9 protein-coding genes, 3 rRNA genes and 2 pseudogenes are annotated in these 20265 nt (G+C 63.6%); all 14 read left to right on the forward strand.

Annotated elements, in window-relative coordinates; translation table 11 throughout:
- Window positions 1-32 precede the first annotated feature (32 nt).
- The 14 genes and pseudogenes from argJ (at window position 33) to GTV32_RS03095 (ending at window position 20255) form a co-directional block, all read left to right on the forward strand.
- Window positions 33-1234 (forward strand): annotated as a pseudogene (gene argJ, locus GTV32_RS03030) (bifunctional glutamate N-acetyltransferase/amino-acid acetyltransferase ArgJ).
- Window positions 1234-2151: an acetylglutamate kinase gene (argB, locus tag GTV32_RS03035; RefSeq protein WP_161058888.1), complete on the forward strand. Its 918-nt coding sequence runs from the start codon at window positions 1234-1236 to the stop codon at window positions 2149-2151. The pseudogene argJ and the gene argB overlap by 1 nt, the downstream one beginning before the upstream one ends.
- Entirely contained in the window at window positions 2148-3359 is a 1212-nt protein-coding gene (locus GTV32_RS03040) for an acetylornithine transaminase (protein WP_161058889.1), read from the forward strand. The genes argB and GTV32_RS03040 overlap by 4 nt, the downstream gene beginning before the upstream one ends.
- Window positions 3356-4279, forward strand: coding sequence for an ornithine carbamoyltransferase (argF, locus tag GTV32_RS03045; RefSeq protein ID WP_161058890.1), 924 nt, complete (start codon window positions 3356-3358; stop codon window positions 4277-4279). The genes GTV32_RS03040 and argF overlap by 4 nt, the downstream gene beginning before the upstream one ends.
- On the forward strand, window positions 4276-4803 hold the full coding sequence (locus GTV32_RS03050; RefSeq protein ID WP_161058891.1) for an arginine repressor: 528 nt from the start codon (window positions 4276-4278) through the stop codon (window positions 4801-4803). The genes argF and GTV32_RS03050 overlap by 4 nt, the downstream gene beginning before the upstream one ends.
- Before the next feature lie 105 nt (window positions 4804-4908).
- On the forward strand, window positions 4909-6108 hold the full coding sequence (locus GTV32_RS03055) for an argininosuccinate synthase (protein WP_161058892.1): 1200 nt from the start codon (window positions 4909-4911) through the stop codon (window positions 6106-6108).
- Window positions 6105-7547, forward strand: a complete 1443-nt coding sequence (gene argH / locus GTV32_RS03060) for an argininosuccinate lyase (protein WP_161058893.1) — start codon at window positions 6105-6107, stop codon at window positions 7545-7547. Before GTV32_RS03055 ends, argH begins: the two co-directional genes overlap by 4 nt.
- A gap of 107 nt (window positions 7548-7654) precedes the next feature.
- A pseudogene (locus tag GTV32_RS03065) lies at window positions 7655-10623 on the forward strand (alpha/beta fold hydrolase).
- A gap of 114 nt (window positions 10624-10737) precedes the next feature.
- Complete coding sequence (locus GTV32_RS03070) at window positions 10738-10965, forward strand: Trm112 family protein (RefSeq protein ID WP_161058894.1); 228 nt, start codon at window positions 10738-10740, stop codon at window positions 10963-10965.
- A gap of 53 nt (window positions 10966-11018) precedes the next feature.
- Window positions 11019-12314, forward strand: coding sequence for a tyrosine--tRNA ligase (gene tyrS, locus GTV32_RS03075; protein WP_161058895.1), 1296 nt, complete (start codon window positions 11019-11021; stop codon window positions 12312-12314).
- Window positions 12315-12740: 426 nt separating this feature from the next.
- Window positions 12741-14259: ribosomal RNA gene (locus GTV32_RS03080) — 16S ribosomal RNA — on the forward strand.
- A 426-nt stretch (window positions 14260-14685) separates the two neighbouring features.
- A 23S ribosomal RNA gene (locus GTV32_RS03085) occupies window positions 14686-17815 on the forward strand.
- Window positions 17816-17928: 113 nt separating this feature from the next.
- A 5S ribosomal RNA gene (rrf, locus tag GTV32_RS03090) occupies window positions 17929-18045 on the forward strand.
- Together the 16S, 23S and 5S rRNA genes form the textbook arrangement of a ribosomal RNA operon.
- 152 nt (window positions 18046-18197) lie before the next feature.
- Window positions 18198-20255, forward strand: coding sequence for an HAD-IIA family hydrolase (locus tag GTV32_RS03095; protein WP_161058896.1), 2058 nt, complete (start codon window positions 18198-18200; stop codon window positions 20253-20255).
- Window positions 20256-20265: the final 10 nt, after the last annotated feature.

Here is a 20265-nt window from a genome sequence, read left to right on the forward strand (position 1 = left end):
CGGCCGACGATCGGATCACCCCGGGTGCGCCGCTGGACGCGCCGCGATTGGTCCGCGATCAGGGCGTGACCGCGCCGTTAGGGTTCCGCGCCGCGGGAATCGCCGCAGGTATCAAGGCATCGGGCGCTGCAGATCTCGCGCTCGTCTTCAACGAGGGACCCGACTACGCGGCCGCAGGCGTCTTCACCCGAAATCAGGTCAAGGCCGCGCCAGTGCTGTGGAGCCGGCAGGTCCTCTCCACCGGCCGCCTGCGCGCGGTGATCCTGAACTCGGGTGGCGCCAACGCGTGCACCGGACCGGAGGGCTTCCAGGACACGCACGCCACTGCCGAGGCGGTCGCCGAGGCGCTGAGCAACTGGGGCACCGAAACCGGCGCGGTCGAGGTCGCAGTCTGCTCGACCGGGTTAATCGGTGATCGGCTGCCCATGGACAAGGTGCTCACCGGCGTGACCGAGATCGTGCACGAGATGGGTGGTGGCCTCACCGGGGGCACCGACGCCGCGCACGCGATCATGACCACCGACACGGTGCCGAAACAGGTTGCACTACACCATCCCAGGGATGGAACATCGGTGCGATGGCCAAGGGTGCAGGCATGCTCGCGCCATCTCTGGCGACGATGCTCGTGGTCCTGACCACCGACGCCAAGGCCACCTCGGCGCAGCTCGACGCGGCGCTGCGTAAGGCCACCGCCCGCACCCTTGACCGCCTCGACGTGGACGGATCGAGTTCGACAAACGACACCGTCCTCCTGATGAGCTCGGGAGCCAGCCAGATACCGGTCGACCAGGATGACCTCGATGCAGCGGTGTTCGCCGTGTGTGACGATCTCGCCGCCCAGTTGATGGCCGACGCCGAGGGCGTCACCAAGAGGGTGATGATCACCGTGAGTGGCGCGGTCACCGAGGACGACGCCGTGACCGTCGCCCGGACCGTGGCGCGTGATTCGCTCGTCAAGACCGCTCTCTTCGGCTCGGATCCCAACTGGGGCCGTGTACTCGCCGCTGTCGGTATCGCGCCGGTCACCATCGATCCGGACCGGATCACCGTCTCGTTCAACGGAAACTCGGTGTGTGTCAACGGCTGCGGCGCACCTGGCGCGCGTGACGTCGATCTCTCCGGCGCCGACATCGCCGTCCAGATCGATCTCGGGCTCGGCGAGGCCACTGCCGGTATCCGCACGACGGATCTCTCGCACGGGTACGTCGAAGAGAACTCGGCGTACTCGTCGTGATGTCGGTCAGCGGGGGAGACGGGTCCCTGAGTGCCATCGACAAGGCAATGGTGCTGGCCGAATCACTTCCGGCGCTGCAGTCGCTGCACGGTGCGACGGTGGTGGTCAAGTACGGCGGCAACGCGATGATCGACGACGAACTCAAGCGCGCCTTCGCCACGGACATGGTGTTCCTGCGCGCGTGCGGGATCCACCCGGTGGTCGTGCACGGTGGAGGTCCGCAGATCTCCGCGATGCTGAAGCGACTCGGCCTCGAAGGCGAGTTCCGGAGCGGGTTCCGCGTCACCACCCCAGAGGTGATGGACGTGGCACGAATGGTGCTGTTCGGGCAGGTCGGGCGGGAACTGGTCGGCCTGATCAATGCCCACGGGCCCTACGCGGTGGGTATCACCGGCGAGGACGCACATCTCTTCACCGCTTCTCGCAGAACGGTTCTCGTCGATGGCGTGGCCACGGACATCGGCCTGGTGGGCGACATCACGTCGGTGAACACCTCTGCGGTGGTCGACCTGGTGGCGGCCGGACGCATCCCGGTGGTCTCGACCATCGCCCCTGACCGCGACGGGGTGGTGCACAACATCAACGCCGACACGGCCGCGGGTGCACTCGCCGATGCCCTGGGTGCGTCGCGCCTGGTGATGCTCACCGACGTGGAAGGTCTCTACACCGACTGGCCGGATCGCACCTCGCTGGTCGAGAAGATCAGCACGTCGGAGGTCGATGCCCTGCTCGGATCGCTCGACGCGGGCATGGTTCCGAAGATGGAGGCGTGTCTGCGAGCCGTGAACGGCAGTGTGCGCCAAGCCCATGTGATCGACGGGCGGGTGCCGCATTCGGTGCTCGCCCAACTACTGACCGAGAGCTCTACCGGGACGACTGTCGTCGCCGACTCCGACAACCCAGGGGACGCATCATGACCGAGCCATTGCAACAGCGGTGGTCGGCCGCATTGATGAACAATTACGGCACGCCGGCGATCGCGTTGACCAGTGGGTCGGGGGCCGTCGTCCGCGACGCGGACGGCAAGGAATATCTCGACCTCCTGGGCGGCATCGCGGTGAACTCGCTGGGGCACGCGCATCCGGCGATCGTCGACGCGGTGACCACCCAGCTCCAGACGCTGGGGCATGTTTCCAACCTCTACATCAGCGCGCCCGCAGTCGAACTCGCCGAGCAACTGCTGGACAAGTTCGGTCACCCCGGCCGGGTGTTCTTCTGCAACTCGGGTACCGAGGCGAACGAGGCCGCCTTCAAACTCGCCCGCCGTACCGGACGTCCGGAGATCGTCGCCACCGAGCGCGCGTTTCACGGACGGACCATGGGTGCGCTCGCGATGACGGGCCAGCCCGCCAAACGGGCGCCCTTCGAGCCGATGCCGCCGGGTGTGCGCTTCGTCCCGTACGGCGACGTCGACGAGCTCGAGGCCGCGGTGACCGAGAACACCGCGGCGGTCATCCTGGAGCCGATCCTCGGCGAGAGCGGTGTCGTCGTGCCGCCGAACGGATACCTGGCGGCGGCCCGGCGGATCACCTCCGACCGCGGCGCATTGCTGATCTTCGACGAGGTCCAGACCGGGATCGCCCGTACCGGCTCGTTTTTCGCGCACCAGGCAGCCGGGGTCGTGCCCGATGTGATGACCTTGGCGAAGGGGCTCGGCGGCGGTCTGCCGATCGGTGCATGCATCGCTTCGGGTCCGGCGGCCGATCTCTTCGAACCCGGTCAGCACGGCACCACATTCGGTGGCAATCCGACCTGCACCGCGGCGGCTCTGGCCGTGCTGCGTGTGATCGATGAGGAGGGACTCGTCGACCACGTTGCGTCCCTGGGCAAGTCGATTGCGTCCGGGATCGAGGACCTCGGACATCCCGAGGTGTCGCACGTGCGTGGGTCCGGCCTCTTGCTCGGCGTGGTGCTGAACCGTCCCATCGCGGCCAAGACAGAACTCGCAGCACGAGCGGCGGGGTTCCTCATCAATGCGCCGGGCCCCGACGTGCTGCGGCTGGCGCCCCCGTTGATCCTCACCGAGGAACAGGGCGCCGCCTTCGTCGCCGCGCTGCCGGCGATCCTCGACAAGGCCGCCGAACAGTCTCAACCGTCCGACGATTCGCAGGGGAAGACCGCATGACCCGTCATTTCTTACGCGACGACGATCTCACGCCCGACGAGCAGGCCCAGGTGTTGGCGCTCGCGGCCGAGGTCAAGGCCGAGCCGTTCACACGCCGTCCGCTCGAGGGCCCGCGCGGCGTCGGGGTCATCTTCGACAAGAACTCGACCCGCACGAGGTTCTCCTTCGAGATGGGTATCGCACAGATGGGCGGGCACGCGGTCGTCGTCGACGGCACCACCACACAGCTCGGCCGCGACGAGACCATCGAGGACACCGGTCGCGTGCTGTCGCGGTTCGTCGACGCAGTGGTCTGGCGAACCTTCGGTCAGGATCGTCTCGAGGCGATGACGTCCTCGGCAACCATCCCGGTCGTGAACGCCTTGTCCGACACCTTCCACCCGTGCCAGGTGCTCGCAGATCTGCAGACGATCATCGAACACAAGGGGACGACGGCGGGGTTGTCGATGACCTACCTCGGCGACGGTGCGAACAACATGGCACATTCACTCGCGCTCGGCGGTGTCACAGCGGGCATGCATGTCACCATCAGTGCCCCCGCCGGCTTCGAACCGGACGCCGGCGTCGTCGCGGCGGCGACACGGCGCGCGGCACTCACCGGCGGATCGGTGCGGATCGTGACCGACCCGGTCGAGGCGGTGACCGGCGCCGATGTCCTGGTCACCGACACGTGGACCTCGATGGGGCAGGAGAGCGACGGCAAGGATCGGCACGCGCCGTTCGTCCCGTATCAGATCAACGACGGGTTGCTCGGGCACGCGGACCCGGCGGCCATCGTGCTGCATTGCCTGCCCGCGCACCGCGGCGAGGAAATCACCGACGACGTGCTCGACGGCCCCGCCAGTGTGGTTCTCGACGAAGCCGAGAACCGCCTGCACGCGCAGAAGGCACTGCTCATCTGGTTGTTGGAGCAGCAATGACCGCCACCGGTAGATCCACCCCACCGGCCTCCGGGGAAGGCGAGACAAGGCTCGCCGCCACCAAGGCGGGCCGGCACGCGCGCATCATCGACATCCTGTCGACTCATCAGGTGCGCAGCCAGTCGGGGTTGCAGCACCTTCTCGCCGACGCGGGGATCGACGCGACACAGGCGACGTTGTCGCGCGACCTCGACGAACTCGGTGCGGTGAAGCTACGAGCGGCAGACGGCGGGGCCGGTGTGTACGTGGTGCCCGAAGACGGTTCGCCCGTCCGCGGTGTGTTCGGCGGCACCGACCGTCTCTCGCGACTGCTCTCGGAACTGCTGGTCTCGACCGACAGCAGTGGCAACCTGGCCGTCCTGCGGACGCCGCCGGGCGCGGCCCACTACCTGGCCAGCGCCATGGATCGGGCCAGTCTCCCGGACGTGGTCGGCACCATCGCAGGCGACGACACCATCTTCGTGGTCGCGCGTGAACCGATCGACGGCGCCGAGTTGTCCCGACGAATCGAGGGCCTCGTGTAACACCACGTGGCCCCACAGCTCGGCCTTTCAGACACAATCAATCACAAGGCACCGCAGTCGGCACGCGAATGCGCCGCGGGTGCGCAGGAACTACAGGAGAGAATCATGGCGGAACGCGTCGTACTCGCGTACTCGGGCGGACTGGACACCTCGGTTGCGATCAGCTGGATCGGCAAGGAGACCGGCAAGGAGGTGGTTGCCGTCGCCCTCGACCTCGGCCAAGGCGGCGAGGACATGGACGTGGTGCGCCAGCGAGCGCTGGACTGCGGGGCGGTGGAGGCCGTGGTGGTCGACGCCCGCGACGAGTTCGCGGACGAGTACTGCCTCCCCGCGATCACCTCCAACGCGCTCTACATGGACCGGTATCCGCTGGTGTCGGCGATCTCGCGGCCGTTGATCGCCAAACATCTGGTGACCGCCGCTCGCGACCACGGCGGCACCGTCGTCGCGCACGGCTGCACCGGTAAGGGCAACGACCAGGTGCGGTTCGAGGTCGGTTTCGCCTCGCTCGCACCAGATCTCGAGGTTCTGGCGCCGGTCCGCGATTACGCGTGGACGCGAGAGAAGGCGATCAGGTTCGCCGAGGAGAACGACATCCCGATCAACGTCACCAAGAAGTCGCCGTTCTCCATCGATCAGAATGTGTGGGGCCGCGCCGTGGAGACGGGGTTCCTCGAGGATCTGTGGAACGCGCCGACCAAGGACGTCTACAGCTACACCGAGGATCCGACGATCAACTGGCAGTCGCCCGACGAGGTCATCATCTCCTTCGACAAGGGACGCCCGATCGCCATCGACGGCCGACCGGTGAGCGTCCTCGAGGCGATCGTGGAACTGAACCGGCGCGCCGGTGCGCAGGGCGTCGGCCGGCTCGACGTCGTCGAGGACCGGCTGGTCGGCATCAAGAGCCGCGAGGTCTACGAGGCCCCCGGCGCGATGGTGCTCATCCGCGCACACGAGGAACTCGAGCACGTGACACTCGAACGTGAACTCGGCCGGTACAAGCGGCTCACCGACCAGAAGTGGGCCGAGCAGGTCTACGACGGATTGTGGTTCTCGCCGCTGCGGCGCTCGCTCGAGGCGTTCGTCGAGTCGACCCAGGACCACGTGACCGGCGACATCCGCCTGGTCCTGCACGGCGGGCACATCGCGGTCACCGGCCGCCGCAGTCCGGAGTCGCTCTATGACTTCAACCTCGCGACCTACGACGAGGGCGACAGTTTCGATCAGTCCGCCGCGCGCGGATTCGTCGAGCTGCACGGGCTGTCGTCGAAGATCGCGGCGAAGCGGGATCTCGATCTGTGAGCAACGGCGCTGATCGGCCCGCCTCCGGCGGCACCAACGAGGGATCGCTCTGGGGCGGACGTTTTGCCGGCGGTCCGGCCGAGGCCATGGCCGCGCTGAGCAAATCGACGCATTTTGACTGGGCCCTGGCACCTTTCGACGTCGAGGCGTCGAAGGCGCATGCTCGGGTGCTCAATCGTGCGGGGTTGCTCACCGACGACGATCTCGTGGCCATGCTCGACGGTCTGTCGCAGCTGTCCGCGGATGTGGCGGACGGTTCGTTCGGTCCTGCCGACTCCGACGAAGATGTCCACGGTGCACTCGAACGCGGTCTGATCGAGCGCGTGGGACCGGAACTCGGGGGGCGGCTCCGGGCCGGACGGTCGCGCAACGATCAGGTCGCCACCCTGTTCCGGATGTGGTTGCGCGCGGCCATGGGTCGCGTGGCCGCGGGACTCCTCGATGTCGTCGATGCGCTCATCGGGCAGGCGCAGGCGCATCCGGACGCGGTGATGCCGGGCAAGACGCACCTGCAGGCCGCACAGCCGGTGCTGCTCGCCCATCACCTCCTCGCGCATGCGCACCCGCTGATGCGCGATGTCGACCGCCTCGCCGACGCCGATCGTCGTACGGCGGTGTCGCCGTACGGCTCCGGCGCGCTTGCCGGATCGTCGCTGGGTTTGGATCCGGCCGCGATCGCCGCCGATCTGGGATTCGACCGTCCGGCCGAGAACTCGATAGATGCGACGTCGGCACGCGATTTCGCGGCCGAAGGAGCATTTGTCCTTGCCATGATCGGCGTCGACCTCTCGCGCCTCTCCGAGGAGATCATCCTCTGGAGCACGCCGGAGTACGGCTACGTGACCCTGGCCGACGCCTGGTCGACAGGGAGTTCGATCATGCCGCAGAAGAAGAACCCCGATGTCGCCGAACTGATGCGCGGCAAGTCGGGGCGTCTGATCGGCAACCTGACGGGGTTGATGGCGACTCTCAAAGCGCAACCGCTCGCGTACAACCGCGATCTGCAGGAGGACAAGGAGCCGGTCTTCGACTCGGTGGCGCAACTGGAATTGCTGTTGCCCGCGATCACCGGACTCATCGCCACACTCGAGTTCCATGAGGACCGCATGGCGGAACTGGCGCCGGCCGGGTTCACGCTTGCCACAGATATCGCGGAATGGCTTGTCCGTCAAGGAGTTCCATTTCGGGTGGCGCATGAGGTGGCAGGCGCGAGCGTGCGTGCGGCCGAAGAGCGCGGCGTGGGGCTCGCCGAACTCGACGACGAGACGCTGGCATCGATCAGCCCGGACCTGCGCCCCGAGGTGCGCGACGTGCTGACGGTGCGAGGGTCGATCGAGTCGCGCAGTGCGCACGGCGGGACCGCGTCGGTCGCCGTCGACCGTCAGCTCTCTGACCTACAGGCACAGGTGCGCAGACAGCGGGACCGCTGGTCGGACTGAGTTCCGGCGGCGCACCGGCGCGCTCATGACACCGCGCGCGGGGACGTCGGTACAGTGACACGCATCACCTGATCTTGTATCACTCGACGGATGGGAGGGATGTCGCGATGGTGGGTCTGCCTGCGTTGCCCGAGATCGGGGCGGCGGTCGACCGGGTCCTCGCGACCGCCCAGAACGGCCTCGAGGTGCTGCGATTCGGCGGTTTCGACACCGGTACCGAGCCTGCGCCGTATGCCGTGGTGGAGACCGAGAAGATGTTCCGGCTGCGCCGCTACTTCCCGGGTACCCCCATGGATGGTCCACAGATCGTTCTCGTCCCGCCGATGATGGTGTCGGCGAACGTCTATGACGTCACCGACCTGAACGGCGCGGTGTCCATCCTGCATCGAAACGGGATAACCCCCTGGGTCATCGATTTCGGGTCGCCCGATTCCGAAGAAGGCGGGATGGAGCGCAACCTGGCCGATCACGTGGTGGCGGTCAGCAGGGCGATCGATCTGATCATCGAGGGAACCGGACGAGATGTCCATCTCGCCGGTTATTCGCAGGGCGGGATGTTCGCCTATCAGACCGCCGCCTACCGGCGGTCCGCCGGAATCGCGAGCCTGATCACCTTCGGCAGCCCGGTCGACGTGCTGGCCGCGCTTCCTCTCGGACTCCCGGCAAACCTCGTGGTTCCGGGTGCGGAATTGCTCGCCGACAAGGTGTTCAACCGATTGTGGGTGCCGGGGTGGATGGCGCGTGCGGGCTTCCAACTCGTCGACCCGGTGAAGACCGCACGCAGTCGGGTGGACTTTCTGCGCAAACTCCATGACAGGGACGCGCTGCTGCCGCGCGAAGACCAGCGGCGGTTCATCGAGGCGGAGGGATGGGTGGCCTGGTCCGGCCCGGCCGTCGCCGAGCTCCTGCGCCAGTTCGTGGTGCACAACCGGATGATGTCCGGTGGCTTCGTGATCAACGGTGACCTCGTCACATTGACCGAGATCACTTGTCCGATACTGGCTTTCATCGGCGAGGCCGACGACATCGGCCAACCGCTCGCCGTTCGGGGGATCGCCCGTGCCGCGCCGGTGGCCGATGTGTACGAATCTCGCGTCCCGGTAGGGCATTTCGGGCTGGTGGTCGGCAGCAAAGCCGGGGGGCACACCTGGCCGACCACATCGGAGTGGGTGTTGTGGCAGTCCGGCAAGGGTGATCGTCCGCCGCTGGTCGAGGAGATGTCCGAGAACTTCGACCCGAACGGCACCGGGGTCAGCATCTCGTCCCGGATCACCCATGGACTCGGTTCGGTCACCGACGCGGGCGCGGGCGTCTCCCGCGAGTTGATGGCATTCGCGAACTCCCTGCAGCGGACCTCACGGGCGGTGGCGCAGGAATCGGTCCGCACCGTTCCCCGGCTGTTGCGGCTGGGACAGATCCAGTCGGGCACGCGGATATCGCTGGGCAAGTTGATGTCGGAGAACTGCAAGCGTTCGGCTGCGAGCGAGTTGTTCCTGTTCGAGAATCGCGTCCTGACTCACGCCCAGGTCAACACGCGCATCGACAACGTGGTCGCCGGCCTGATCGACTGCGGTGTCCGGCCAGGTGTGCACGTCGGCGTGCTCATGGACACTCGACCGAGTGCCCTCGTCGTGGTCGCGGCACTGTCGCGACTGGGCGCGGTCGCGGTTCTGCTGGCCGCCGACGGCGACATCTCCGAGATGCTCCGCCTCAGCGAATGCTCGATCGTGATCACCGACCCGACTCACCTCGACGCCGCGGCCAAGCACACCGATCGCGTGCTGGTGCTCGGTGGCGGCAGTGCCGACGCGCGTGCGATCAACTCCGCCGACGGCCGGACAATCATCGACATGGAGCAGATCAATCCTGACGACGTGGCGATACCGACCTGGTATCGACGCGATCCCGGGTTGGCCGGCGATCTCGCGTTCATCCTTTTCACCCGCGCGGGCGGCAAGCTTGCCCCGTGGCCGGTCACCAATCACCGTTTCGCGATGTCGGCCTTCGGTGCCGCCTCGGCCGCAGGACTGACCGACCGAGACACCGTCTACTGCCTGCCGCCGCTTCACCACGCATCCGGCCTGCTGACAACGCTGGGCGCCACCGTCGTCGGCAGGTCCCGTATCGCGCTGTCGGACCGGGTCGACGCCGAGACGTTTGCGGCCGAAGTGCATCGCTACGGTGTCACCGTCGTTTCGTACACGTGGTCGATGCTGCGACAGGTGGTCCGGTCGGAGGGTTTCCAGATCAACCAGTACAACCCGATCCGCCTGTTCATGGGGTCGGGTATGCCGTCGGGTCTCTGGGCGGAGGTACTCGAATGTTTCCCCGAGCGCGGGTGCTCGAGTTCTTCGCGACCGCCGACGGGTCCGCCATCTTGGCAAACGTGTCCGGGGACAAGGTGGGATCCATGGGGCAGGCGCTCCCGGAGACGAATCCCGTCGAGGTCGCGGCGTTCGACGTCACCAGCGGACGGCTCGTGATCGACGAGTCCGGGTTTGTCGAGAAGGCCGCAGTCGGCGAGGTCGGGTTGTTGATGGCCAAGGCGCGTCAGCGGTTCGAGACGTCGTCGACGGTGCTGCGTGATGTGTTCGCCGAGCGCGACCGCTGGGAGGTGTCGGGTCATCTGTTCCAGCGGGATGCCAACGGCGATCTCTGGTTCTTCGGATCGGTCGAATCGGTTATCCGGAGCGCCGCGGGACCGATCTACATTCCGCCCATCGAGTTCGCGTTGTCGCAGGTCCGCGGTGTCGACCAGGTTGTCGTGTACGGCATCGGCGAACCGGGTCGCGAGATCGCGGTCGCTGCGGTCACCACGCGTCGTCGCGGGGACAAGCCCGAATCCCTGACCGTCTCGGCTCTGCGCATCGGTCTCGGCGGTCTGCCGGCCGAGCAACGCCCCCATCTGATCTGGGTGGTCGACGAGATCGCGGTATCCGATTCGTGTCGGCCGCTCGCCGCCCGGCTGGAGAGTATGGGCTTGCCCCGGCCCGGTGCGCGGGTCTGGTACCGCGACACCGACGGTCGTTATCGGCGGTACACCAGAAACGTTGCAGAAGAAGCCAATTGGGCGTGATCCTGCGGCGTTGCCCGACCTTCTGGGACCGGCCCGCAGCCAGCATGTGAAGAGGCTAGAGTGGCAGGTCGAACCCTTCGGGTCCGGCAGGAGACAGAGAAAGTGGGAGCAGACGTGACCTCACGTGCGGAAGCCATCGACCCGATCACGCGTGAGCGGCTGGTGTGCCCGCAAGATCATGGGCCGTTGCTCGATGCCGGTGACGAGCTCTACAACCCGCGATTGAGGGTGGCCTACCGGATCGATTCCGATGGCATCCCGGTGATGCTGGCCGACGAGGCCCGCGAAGTCGACGAAGCAGAACACACCGCGTTCACCGCGTCGGAGCCGCGCCCCGAGTAGCTCTCCCCGCAGGTGGGCGACACCATCTCGACCCTGGATGACAAGATCGAAGGGTGACCACCGAGACGTCTGACCGCCCGACCACCGACATTCTCGAAGAACTCGAGTGGCGTGGGCTGATCGCCCAGTCAACCGACCTCGATGAGCTCCGCGCGGAACTGGCCCGCGGTCCTCTCACGCTGTATGCGGGATTCGACCCCACGGCGTCGAGTCTGCACGCCGGACACCTCGTACCGCTGCTGACGTTGAGCCGATTCCAGCAGGCCGGACATCGACCGATCGTGCTCGCGGGTGGTGCGACCGGGTTGATCGGCGACCCACGTGACGTGGGCGAACGAACGATGAACACGGCGAACACCGTCGCGGAGTGGGCCGGTCGGATCGATGCGCAGCTCCGCCGTTTCGTGCGGATCGACGACTCCCCGAACGGTGCACTCACGGTCAACAACATGGACTGGACGGCCGAACTGTCGGCCATCGAGTTCCTGCGCGACGTCGGCAAGCATTTTTCGGTAAACGTCATGCTGGCCAGGGAGACAGTGCGCCGCCGGCTGGAGGCCGACGGCATCAGTTACACCGAGTTCAGCTACCTGTTGCTGCAGTCGAACGACTTCCTCGAGTTGCACCGACGCCATGGCTGCACTCTGCAGATCGGTGGTTCCGACCAGTGGGGGAACATCGTCGGCGGCGTCGACCTGGCCCGACGTGTCGACGGCACCAGTCTGCACGCGATGACCGTTCCCCTGGTCACGTCGTCGGACGGCAAGAAGTTCGGCAAGTCGACCGGTGGCGGCAGTCTCTGGCTGGATCCTGAACTGACCAGCCCTTATGCCTGGTACCAGTACTTCGTGAACACCGCGGACGCCGACGTCGTGCGGTACCTGAAGTGGTTCACCTTCCTGGGACGCGACGAGATCGCCGAACTCGAGCGTGCCACCGAGGAGACCCCGCACCTGCGGAAGGCGCAGAAGCGACTGGCCGCCGAGATGACCACGTTGATCCACGGTGCGCAGCACACCGAGGCCGCCGAACTGGCCAGTCAGGCCCTGTTCGGTCGCGCCGAGCTGGGCGGCCTCGACGAAGGCACCCTCGCCGCCGCGGTCGGGGAGACGAAGGTGGCCGATTACGCCGGCACACAGCCGACCCTCGTGGAACTGCTCGTCGACACCGCACTGTCGGAGAGCAACAAGGCTGCGCGTCGTGCCATTGCAGAGGGCGGTGCCTACGTGAACAACGAGAAGATCACCGATCCGCAGTGGCGTCCGGAGCCCTCGGATCTGCTCCACGGGGCCTGGCTGGTCATCCGTCGCGGGAAGAAGAGCTTTGCCGGCGCAAGAATATCGCTCTGACCAGGCGATTTGACGCTGTGTTCTCGCCTGTGTAACTTAATCGATGCACCGCAGAGAGCAAGACCCCCGGGGCCAGCAAGGACCGGGGAAACTGAAGTGCCCGAGCCACTGGTTCGGGCCACCTGTGCGGGGCCACTCCCAAGGACATAGAGTGCGGTTCGCTGCGCTCTGGGGAGGCTCATCGGAGCCGGATCTGGAAACGGATGCGTCTGGTGGGTGTGTGTTCTTTGAGAACTCGATAGTGTGTTGATGAATTGTCTGATGCCATTTGTTTGGCATCGTGTGTCCATGTTTGTGGATATGAGATGTATTTTTTTTGTGGCATCTGCCCTGTGGGGTGGGTGTTGCTAGTTTTTGTTTGGTCAGGTTTTTGTCTCTCTGGCTGAGATTGTGTTGAATTGCCGGTTTCCGGTTTTTCGATAGGTTTTCATGGAGAGTTTGATCCTGGCTCAGGACGAACGCTGGCGGCGTGCTTAACACATGCAAGTCGAACGGAAAGGCCCCTTCGGGGGTACTCGAGTGGCGAACGGGTGAGTAACACGTGGGTGATCTGCCCCCAACTTTGGGATAAGCCTGGGAAACTGGGTCTAATACCGGATATGACCAGTTGTTGCATGACTTCTGGTGGAAAGCTTTTGCGGTTGGGGATGGGCCCGCGGCCTATCAGCTTGTTGGTGGGGTAATGGCCTACCAAGGCGACGACGGGTAGCCGACCTGAGAGGGTGATCGGCCACACTGGGACTGAGACACGGCCCAGACTCCTACGGGAGGCAGCAGTGGGGAATATTGCACAATGGGCGGAAGCCTGATGCAGCGACGCCGCGTGAGGGATGACGGCCTTCGGGTTGTAAACCTCTTTCACCAGGGACGAAGCGTGAGTGACGGTACCTGGAGAAGAAGCACCGGCCAACTACGTGCCAGCAGCCGCGGTAATACGTAGGGTGCGAGCGTTGTCCGGAATTACTGGGCGTAAAGAGCTCGTAGGCGGTTTGTCGCGTCGTCTGTGAAATTCTGCAACTCAATTGTAGGCGTGCAGGCGATACGGGCAGACTTGAGTACTACAGGGGAGACTGGAATTCCTGGTGTAGCGGTGAAATGCGCAGATATCAGGAGGAACACCGGTGGCGAAGGCGGGTCTCTGGGTAGTAACTGACGCTGAGGAGCGAAAGCGTGGGTAGCGAACAGGATTAGATACCCTGGTAGTCCACGCCGTAAACGGTGGGTACTAGGTGTGGGTTCCTTTTCACGGGATCCGTGCCGTAGCTAACGCATTAAGTACCCCGCCTGGGGAGTACGGCCGCAAGGCTAAAACTCAAAGGAATTGACGGGGGCCCGCACAAGCGGCGGAGCATGTGGATTAATTCGATGCAACGCGAAGAACCTTACCTGGGTTTGACATACACCAGACGCGGCTAGAGATAGTCGTTCCCTTGTGGTTGGTGTACAGGTGGTGCATGGCTGTCGTCAGCTCGTGTCGTGAGATGTTGGGTTAAGTCCCGCAACGAGCGCAACCCTTGTCCTGTATTGCCAGCGGGTTATGCCGGGGACTTGCAGGAGACTGCCGGGGTCAACTCGGAGGAAGGTGGGGATGACGTCAAGTCATCATGCCCCTTATGTCCAGGGCTTCACACATGCTACAATGGCTGGTACAGAGGGCTGCGAGACCGTGAGGTGGAGCGAATCCCTTAAAGCCAGTCTCAGTTCGGATTGGGGTCTGCAACTCGACCCCATGAAGTCGGAGTCGCTAGTAATCGCAGATCAGCAACGCTGCGGTGAATACGTTCCCGGGCCTTGTACACACCGCCCGTCACGTCATGAAAGTCGGTAACACCCGAAGCCGGTGGCCTAACCCTTGTGGAGGGAGCCGTCGAAGGTGGGATCGGCGATTGGGACGAAGTCGTAACAAGGTAGCCGTACCGGAAGGTGCGGCTGGATCACCTCCTTTCTAAGGAGCACACAACATCACATGTTTCGTGGGCGTCTGTTCTGCGGCGTGTGTGTGTTCGAGGGTGAAACATCAGACAGCTTGGTGGCCGGCCGTTGTGGTTGGTTGTTGGGTGGTCGTCGGTCGTGAGGTCGGCGTGTTATCAGCACACTATCGGGGTTCTGAGGGAACACATGGTGTTGTCTCTGCTCATGTTGCGGGTTGTTCTGTTGATGGTTCCTGTGGTGGGGGCTGGAGGGGTGGCCGGGTGTGGGTGTGTGTTGTTTGAGAAGTGCATAGTGGATGCGAGCATCTTTATTTGTCATGAACACTTCGGTGTTTGTGGTTGAATGTGAGATTTTTGAGGTGATGTCTACATTCGATCCTCGCTGGCTGGTCTGCCCTTGTGGGGTGGGTTGGTGGTGTGGGGGTGGTTTGTAGGTGTTGTTGTAAGTGTTTAAGGGCGTTCGGTGGATGCCTTGGCACCAGGAGCCGATGAAGGACGTGGTAGGCCGCGATAGTCCTCGGGGAGTTGTCAAACGAGCTGTGATCCGAGGGTGTCCGAATGGGGAAACCCAGCACGAGTGATGTCGTGTTACCCACCTGTGAATGTATAGCGGGTGTGGAGGGAACGTGGGGAAGTGAAACATCTCAGTACCCATAGGAAGAGAAAACAATTGTGATTCCGTGAGTAGTGGCGAGCGAAAGCGGAGGAGGCTAAACCATGCGCATGTGATACCTGGCAGGGGTTGTGTGTGTGGGGTTGTGGGGTTCATCTTCTCAGTGCTGCCGTGCTGGGGGTGAGTGATAAAACTGCGTGTTAGGTGAAGTGGCCTGGAATGGTCTGCCGTAGACGGTGAGAGTCCGGTAGCTGAAAACATGTGGTCTTGCTTGATGGATGCCCAAGTAGCAGCGGGCTCGTGGAATCTGCTGTGAATCTGCCGGGACCACCCGGTAAGCCTGAATACTTCCTGGTGACCGATAGCGGACAAGTACCGTGAGGGAAAGGTGAAAAGTACCCCGGGAGGGGAGTGAAATAGTACCTGAAACCGGACGCTTACAATCCGTCAAAGCCTGCGCCATTTCGGTGGGTGGGTGATGGCGTGCCTTTTGAAGAATGAGCCTGCGAGTTAGTGCTCGGTGGCAAGGTTAACCCGTGTGGGGTAGCCGTAGCGAAAGCGAGTCTGAATAGGGCGTGGAGTCGCCGGGTCTAGACCCGAAGCGGAGTGATCTACCCATGGCCAGGGTGAAGCGTCGGTAAGACGTCGTGGAGGCCCGAACCCACTTAGGTTGAAAACTGAGGGGATGAGCTGTGGGTAGGGGTGAAAGGCCAATCAAACTCCGTGATAGCTGGTTCTCCCCGAAATGCATTTAGGTGCAGCGTTGCATGTTTCTTACCGGAGGTAGAGCTACTGGATGGCCGATGGGCCCTATCAGGTTACTGACGTCAGCCAAACTCCGAATGCCGGTAAGTGAGAGTGTGGCAGTGAGACTGCGGGCGATAAGGTTCGTAGTCGAGAGGGAAACAGCCCAGATCGCCGGCTAAGGCCCCTAAGCGTGTACTAAGTGGAAAAGGATGTGGGATCGCAGAGACAACCAGGAGGTTGGCTTAGAAGCAGCCACCCTTGAAAGAGTGCGTAATAGCTCACTGGTCAAGTGATCCTGCGCCGACAATGTAGCGGGGCTCAAGTACACCGCCGAAGCCGCGGCACTCCACCATGACATCCGCAATCTTCTACGGAGGGTTGTGTAGTGGGTGGGGTGGGTAGGGGAGCGTCCTGCATCCCTGGAAGCACCGGCGTGAGCTAGGTGTGGAGGGTGTGGGAGTGAGAATGCAGGCATGAGTAGCGAAAGCAGAGTGAGAAACTCTGCCGCCGGATGACCAAGGGTTCCTGGGCCAGGCTAATCCGCCCAGGGTGAGTCGGGACCTAAGGCGAGGCCGACAGGCGTAGTCGATGGACAACGGGTTGATATTCCCGTACCCGTGTATCCGCGTCCATGCTGAATCAGCTGTACTAACCATCCAAATGGTGATCGATTTCCTTCGGGAAACGTGAGCCGGCTGCATGGGACCTTGGCTGGTAGTAGGCAAGCGATGGGGTGACGCAGGAAGGTAGTGGGGCCAGTCAGTGGTAATACTGGTGTAAGCCTGTAGGACGTTGTGTAGGTAAATCCGCACAGCATGTGTCTGAGAGGTGATGCGTAGCCGTTGAGGCGAATTCCATGATCCTATGCTGCCGAGAAAAGCCTCTAGCGAGTTGGTACACGGCCCGTACCCCAAACCAACACAGGTGGTCAGGTAGAGAATACTAAGGCGATCGAGAGAACTGTGGTTAAGGAACTCGGCAAAATGCCCCCGTAACTTCGGGAGAAGGGGGACCATGTCTGGTGATCAGATTTACTCTGTGAGCTGGGTGTGGTCGCAGAGACCAGAGAGAAGCGACTGTTTACTAAAAACACAGGTCCGTGCGAAGTCGTAAGACGATGTATACGGACTGACGCCTGCCCGGTGCTGGAAGGTTAAGAGGACCGGTTAGTGCCCTTCGGGGTGCGAAGCTGAGAATTTAAGCCCCAGTAAACGGCGGTGGTAACTATAACCATCCTAAGGTAGCGAAATTCCTTGTCGGGTAAGTTCCGACCTGCACGAATGGCGTAACGACTTCTCTGCTGTCTCAACCACAGACTCGGCGAAATTGCAGTACGAGTAAAGATGCTCGTTACGCGCGGCAGGACGAAAAGACCCCGGGACCTTCACTATAGCTTGGTATTGGTGTTCGGTTCGGTTTGTGTAGGATAGGTGGGAGACTGTGAAACCCGCACGCTAGTGTGGGTGGAGTCGTTGTTGAAATACCACTCTGATCGTATTGGACTTCTAACCTCGGACCCTGATCGGGTTCAGGGACAGTGCCTGGTGGGTAGTTTAACTGGGGCGGTTGCCTCCCAAAATGTAACGGAGGCGCCCAAAGGTTCCCTCAGCCTGGTTGGCAATCAGGTGTTGAGTGTAAGTGCACAAGGGAGCTTGACTGTGAGACGTACATGTCGAGCAGGGACGAAAGTCGGGACTAGTGATCCGGCACCGGCAAGTGGAAGCGGTGTCGCTCAACGGATAAAAGGTACCCCGGGGATAACAGGCTGATCTTCCCCAAGAGTCCATATCGACGGGATGGTTTGGCACCTCGATGTCGGCTCGTCGCATCCTGGGGCTGGAGTAGGTCCCAAGGGTTGGGCTGTTCGCCCATTAAAGCGGCACGCGAGCTGGGTTTAGAACGTCGTGAGACAGTTCGGTCTCTATCCGCCGCGCGCGTCAGAAACTTGAGGAAACCTGTCCCTAGTACGAGAGGACCGGGACGGACGAACCTCTGGTGTGCCAGTTGTCCTACCAAGGGCACCGCTGGTTAGCTACGTTCGGAAGGGATAACCGCTGAAAGCATCTAAGCGGGAAGCCTGTTCCAAGATGAGGTTTCTCACCCCCTTAGAGGGGTAAGGCCCCCCACAGACCATGGGGTTGATAGGCCAGAACTGGAAGTACAGCAATGTATGCAGGTGACTGGTACTAATCGGCCGAGGACTTACTAACAACACTCATTCATCTTGAATTGAGTTCGCATCCACTATGACACTTCTGAAACAACACACAACAAAATGTGGTTAAACAAACCCGAGCAGTGTTGTGTGTGGGTTTCATAAAGTTACGGCGGCCATAGCGGAGGGGAAACGCCCGGTCCCATTCCGAACCCGGAAGCTAAGCCCTCCAGCGCCAATGGTACTGCACCCTAATCAGTGTGGGAGAGTAGGACACCGCCGAACACAACTCGAGTAACGGCCCCGTATTCATTCGAAAGAATTGAATACGGGGCCGTTGCCATGTCTACCGTAAGACGTCGTTATCCTGTTTCTGGATCGGCGCGTGAGGACCATTCGATTCCGAACTTCTGGCTTCGAGGCATAGATTGGCTGCTATGAGTGATCGTGACCGCCCCCGCCGACGCGATGCGGGACCAGGGCGCCCCCATCGGCCCACGAGGGGTACCGGTTCGGCCGGCCGGCCCGACGAACCGGCGCTACCGGTCGACGTGGCAGCGTCTGACCTCGACACCGAGGTACGTCGGGATCTGCTGACCCTCGACAAGGCGAACGCCGAGAATGTGGCTCGTCATCTGGTGATGGTGACCCGGCTGCTGGACGAGGATCCGGTGCTCGCGCTCGAACACGCCCGGGCGGCGCGGCGACGGGCCGGCCGTGTGGGACTCGTCAGAGAGACCATGGGTATCGCCGCGTACAACGCAGGAGAGTGGCAGGAAGCGCTGTCCGAACTGCGTGCCGCTCGCCGGATAACGGGCAACACTGCACTGCTCCCGCTCATCGCCGACGCCGAGCGCGGCCTCGGTCGCCCCGCACGTGCGGTGGAGATCGCCCGCAGCGAAGACGGCCGCGCGCTCACCGGCGAAGAGGCCACCGAGATGCGGATCGTCGAATCCGGCGCGCGCATCGACCTCGGTGAGGCAGGGAAGGCCGTCGTCACCCTGCAATCCGAGGATCTGTCGCCCGGCCGATCCGGCACCGGTCCTGCTCGGCTCTATTACGCGTACGCGTCCGCTCTGCATGCTGCCGGCCGCACCGACGAGTCGATCACGTGGTTCATGAATGCGGCGTCCGCCGATGTCGACGACGTCACGGATGCTGAGCTGCGTCTCGTGGAGCTGACGTCCGACGACGTCGCCGACGACGATCCGGTATCCGCCGACGACGCGGCCCTGCCCGGTGAGGGACTTGTCGACGCGCCCGTTGACTCCGCGGTCCGGGACGCGGGGGACGTCATCTCGGAGTCCGCTGCCGTCGACCACGGACACGTGGTTTCCCCGAGTGCCGAGCGAGTCGTACCCGACGACTTTCCGTCGAGTCGTGATTCGGTGGTGCCGGGACCGGTCTCCGACCAGGTGCCGGAGACGGCCGTCGTGTCAACTCCCGCGGATGGGGACGCAGTTGAGTCCACCACCCACGACATCTCGCTTGCGTCGCGCTATGACGCGTTGCTGCTCGACCTCGACGGGACGGTCTTCGCGGGTCAGCGGGCTCTGCCCGGTGCTCGGGAGACGCTCGAAAGTATCGGGACAGCACGGTACTTCGTGACGAACAACGCGAGCAGACGACCGTCGGAGGTGGTTTCCCACCTCATCGACCTCGGCTTTGTGGCCACGGAGGAACAAGTCGTCACCAGTGCGCAGTCCGCCGCGCGGCTGCTCTCGGAGCATCTCGAACCGGGTTCTCGCGCGTTGGTGGTCGGAACGGACGGGCTTGCGCAGGAGGTTCGGGAAGTGGGAATCGGCGTCACGCGCAGCGCCGATGACCGTCCTGCAGCGGTCATCCAGGGACACTCACCCGACACCGGCTGGGCTCAACTCTCCGAGGCCGCACTGGCGATCAACGCCGGCGCGTTGTGGATCGCCTGCAACACTGACGCGACGTTGCCGTCGGAACGCGGAAAACTGGTCGGAAACGGATCGATGGTGGCGGCGGTGGCCCATGCCACCGGTCAGCAACCGTTGGTCGCGGGCAAACCGGCCGCGCCGCTGATGGCGGACGCCATTGCTCGTAGTCGTGCCTCACGACCGCTGGTGGTCGGCGACCGCCTCGATACCGACATCGAGGGCGCGCATTCGGTGGGTGTCGACAGCGTGCTCGTTCTGACAGGGGTGAGTTCGGTGACGGATCTGCTGGTCGCCCCGCCGGAACAACGACCCACCTACGTGATCTCGGACCTCACCGGTCTCTACCACGATGCGGACGCGGTACGCGCCGGCGACCACGAAGGCTGGCAGGTCGAACTCGATGGCCCGACTGCGACGGTGCGTCGGGTCAGCACTGCGCAGCCCGAAAGCCTCATCCCGGCTCTCGCCGCAGCGGTCTGGTTCGCGATCGACGAAGGTGCCCTCGACCCGTCAGAGTTGTCGGTGACCAGTTCCGACACCGAAGCTCGCGATGTCCTGGAGTCCGTCGGCGTCGGTCGAGTGCGCTAGCGTTGGTTCC

The sequence above is a fragment of the Gordonia sp. SID5947 genome (genome assembly GCF_009862785.1).
Classification (GTDB): Bacteria; Actinomycetota; Actinomycetes; order Mycobacteriales; family Mycobacteriaceae; genus Gordonia.

Coding starts and splice junctions, on each gene's coding strand:
- GTV32_RS03095 (WP_161058896.1), top strand. CDS start 18,198: ATGAGTGATCGTGACCGCCCCCGCCGACGCGATGCGGGACCAGGGCGC.
- GTV32_RS03055 (WP_161058892.1), top strand. CDS start 4,909: ATGGCGGAACGCGTCGTACTCGCGTACTCGGGCGGACTGGACACCTCG.
- GTV32_RS03040 (WP_161058889.1), top strand. CDS start 2,148: ATGACCGAGCCATTGCAACAGCGGTGGTCGGCCGCATTGATGAACAAT.
- GTV32_RS03050 (WP_161058891.1), top strand. CDS start 4,276: ATGACCGCCACCGGTAGATCCACCCCACCGGCCTCCGGGGAAGGCGAG.
- argB (WP_161058888.1), top strand. CDS start 1,234: ATGTCGGTCAGCGGGGGAGACGGGTCCCTGAGTGCCATCGACAAGGCA.
- argF (WP_161058890.1), top strand. CDS start 3,356: ATGACCCGTCATTTCTTACGCGACGACGATCTCACGCCCGACGAGCAG.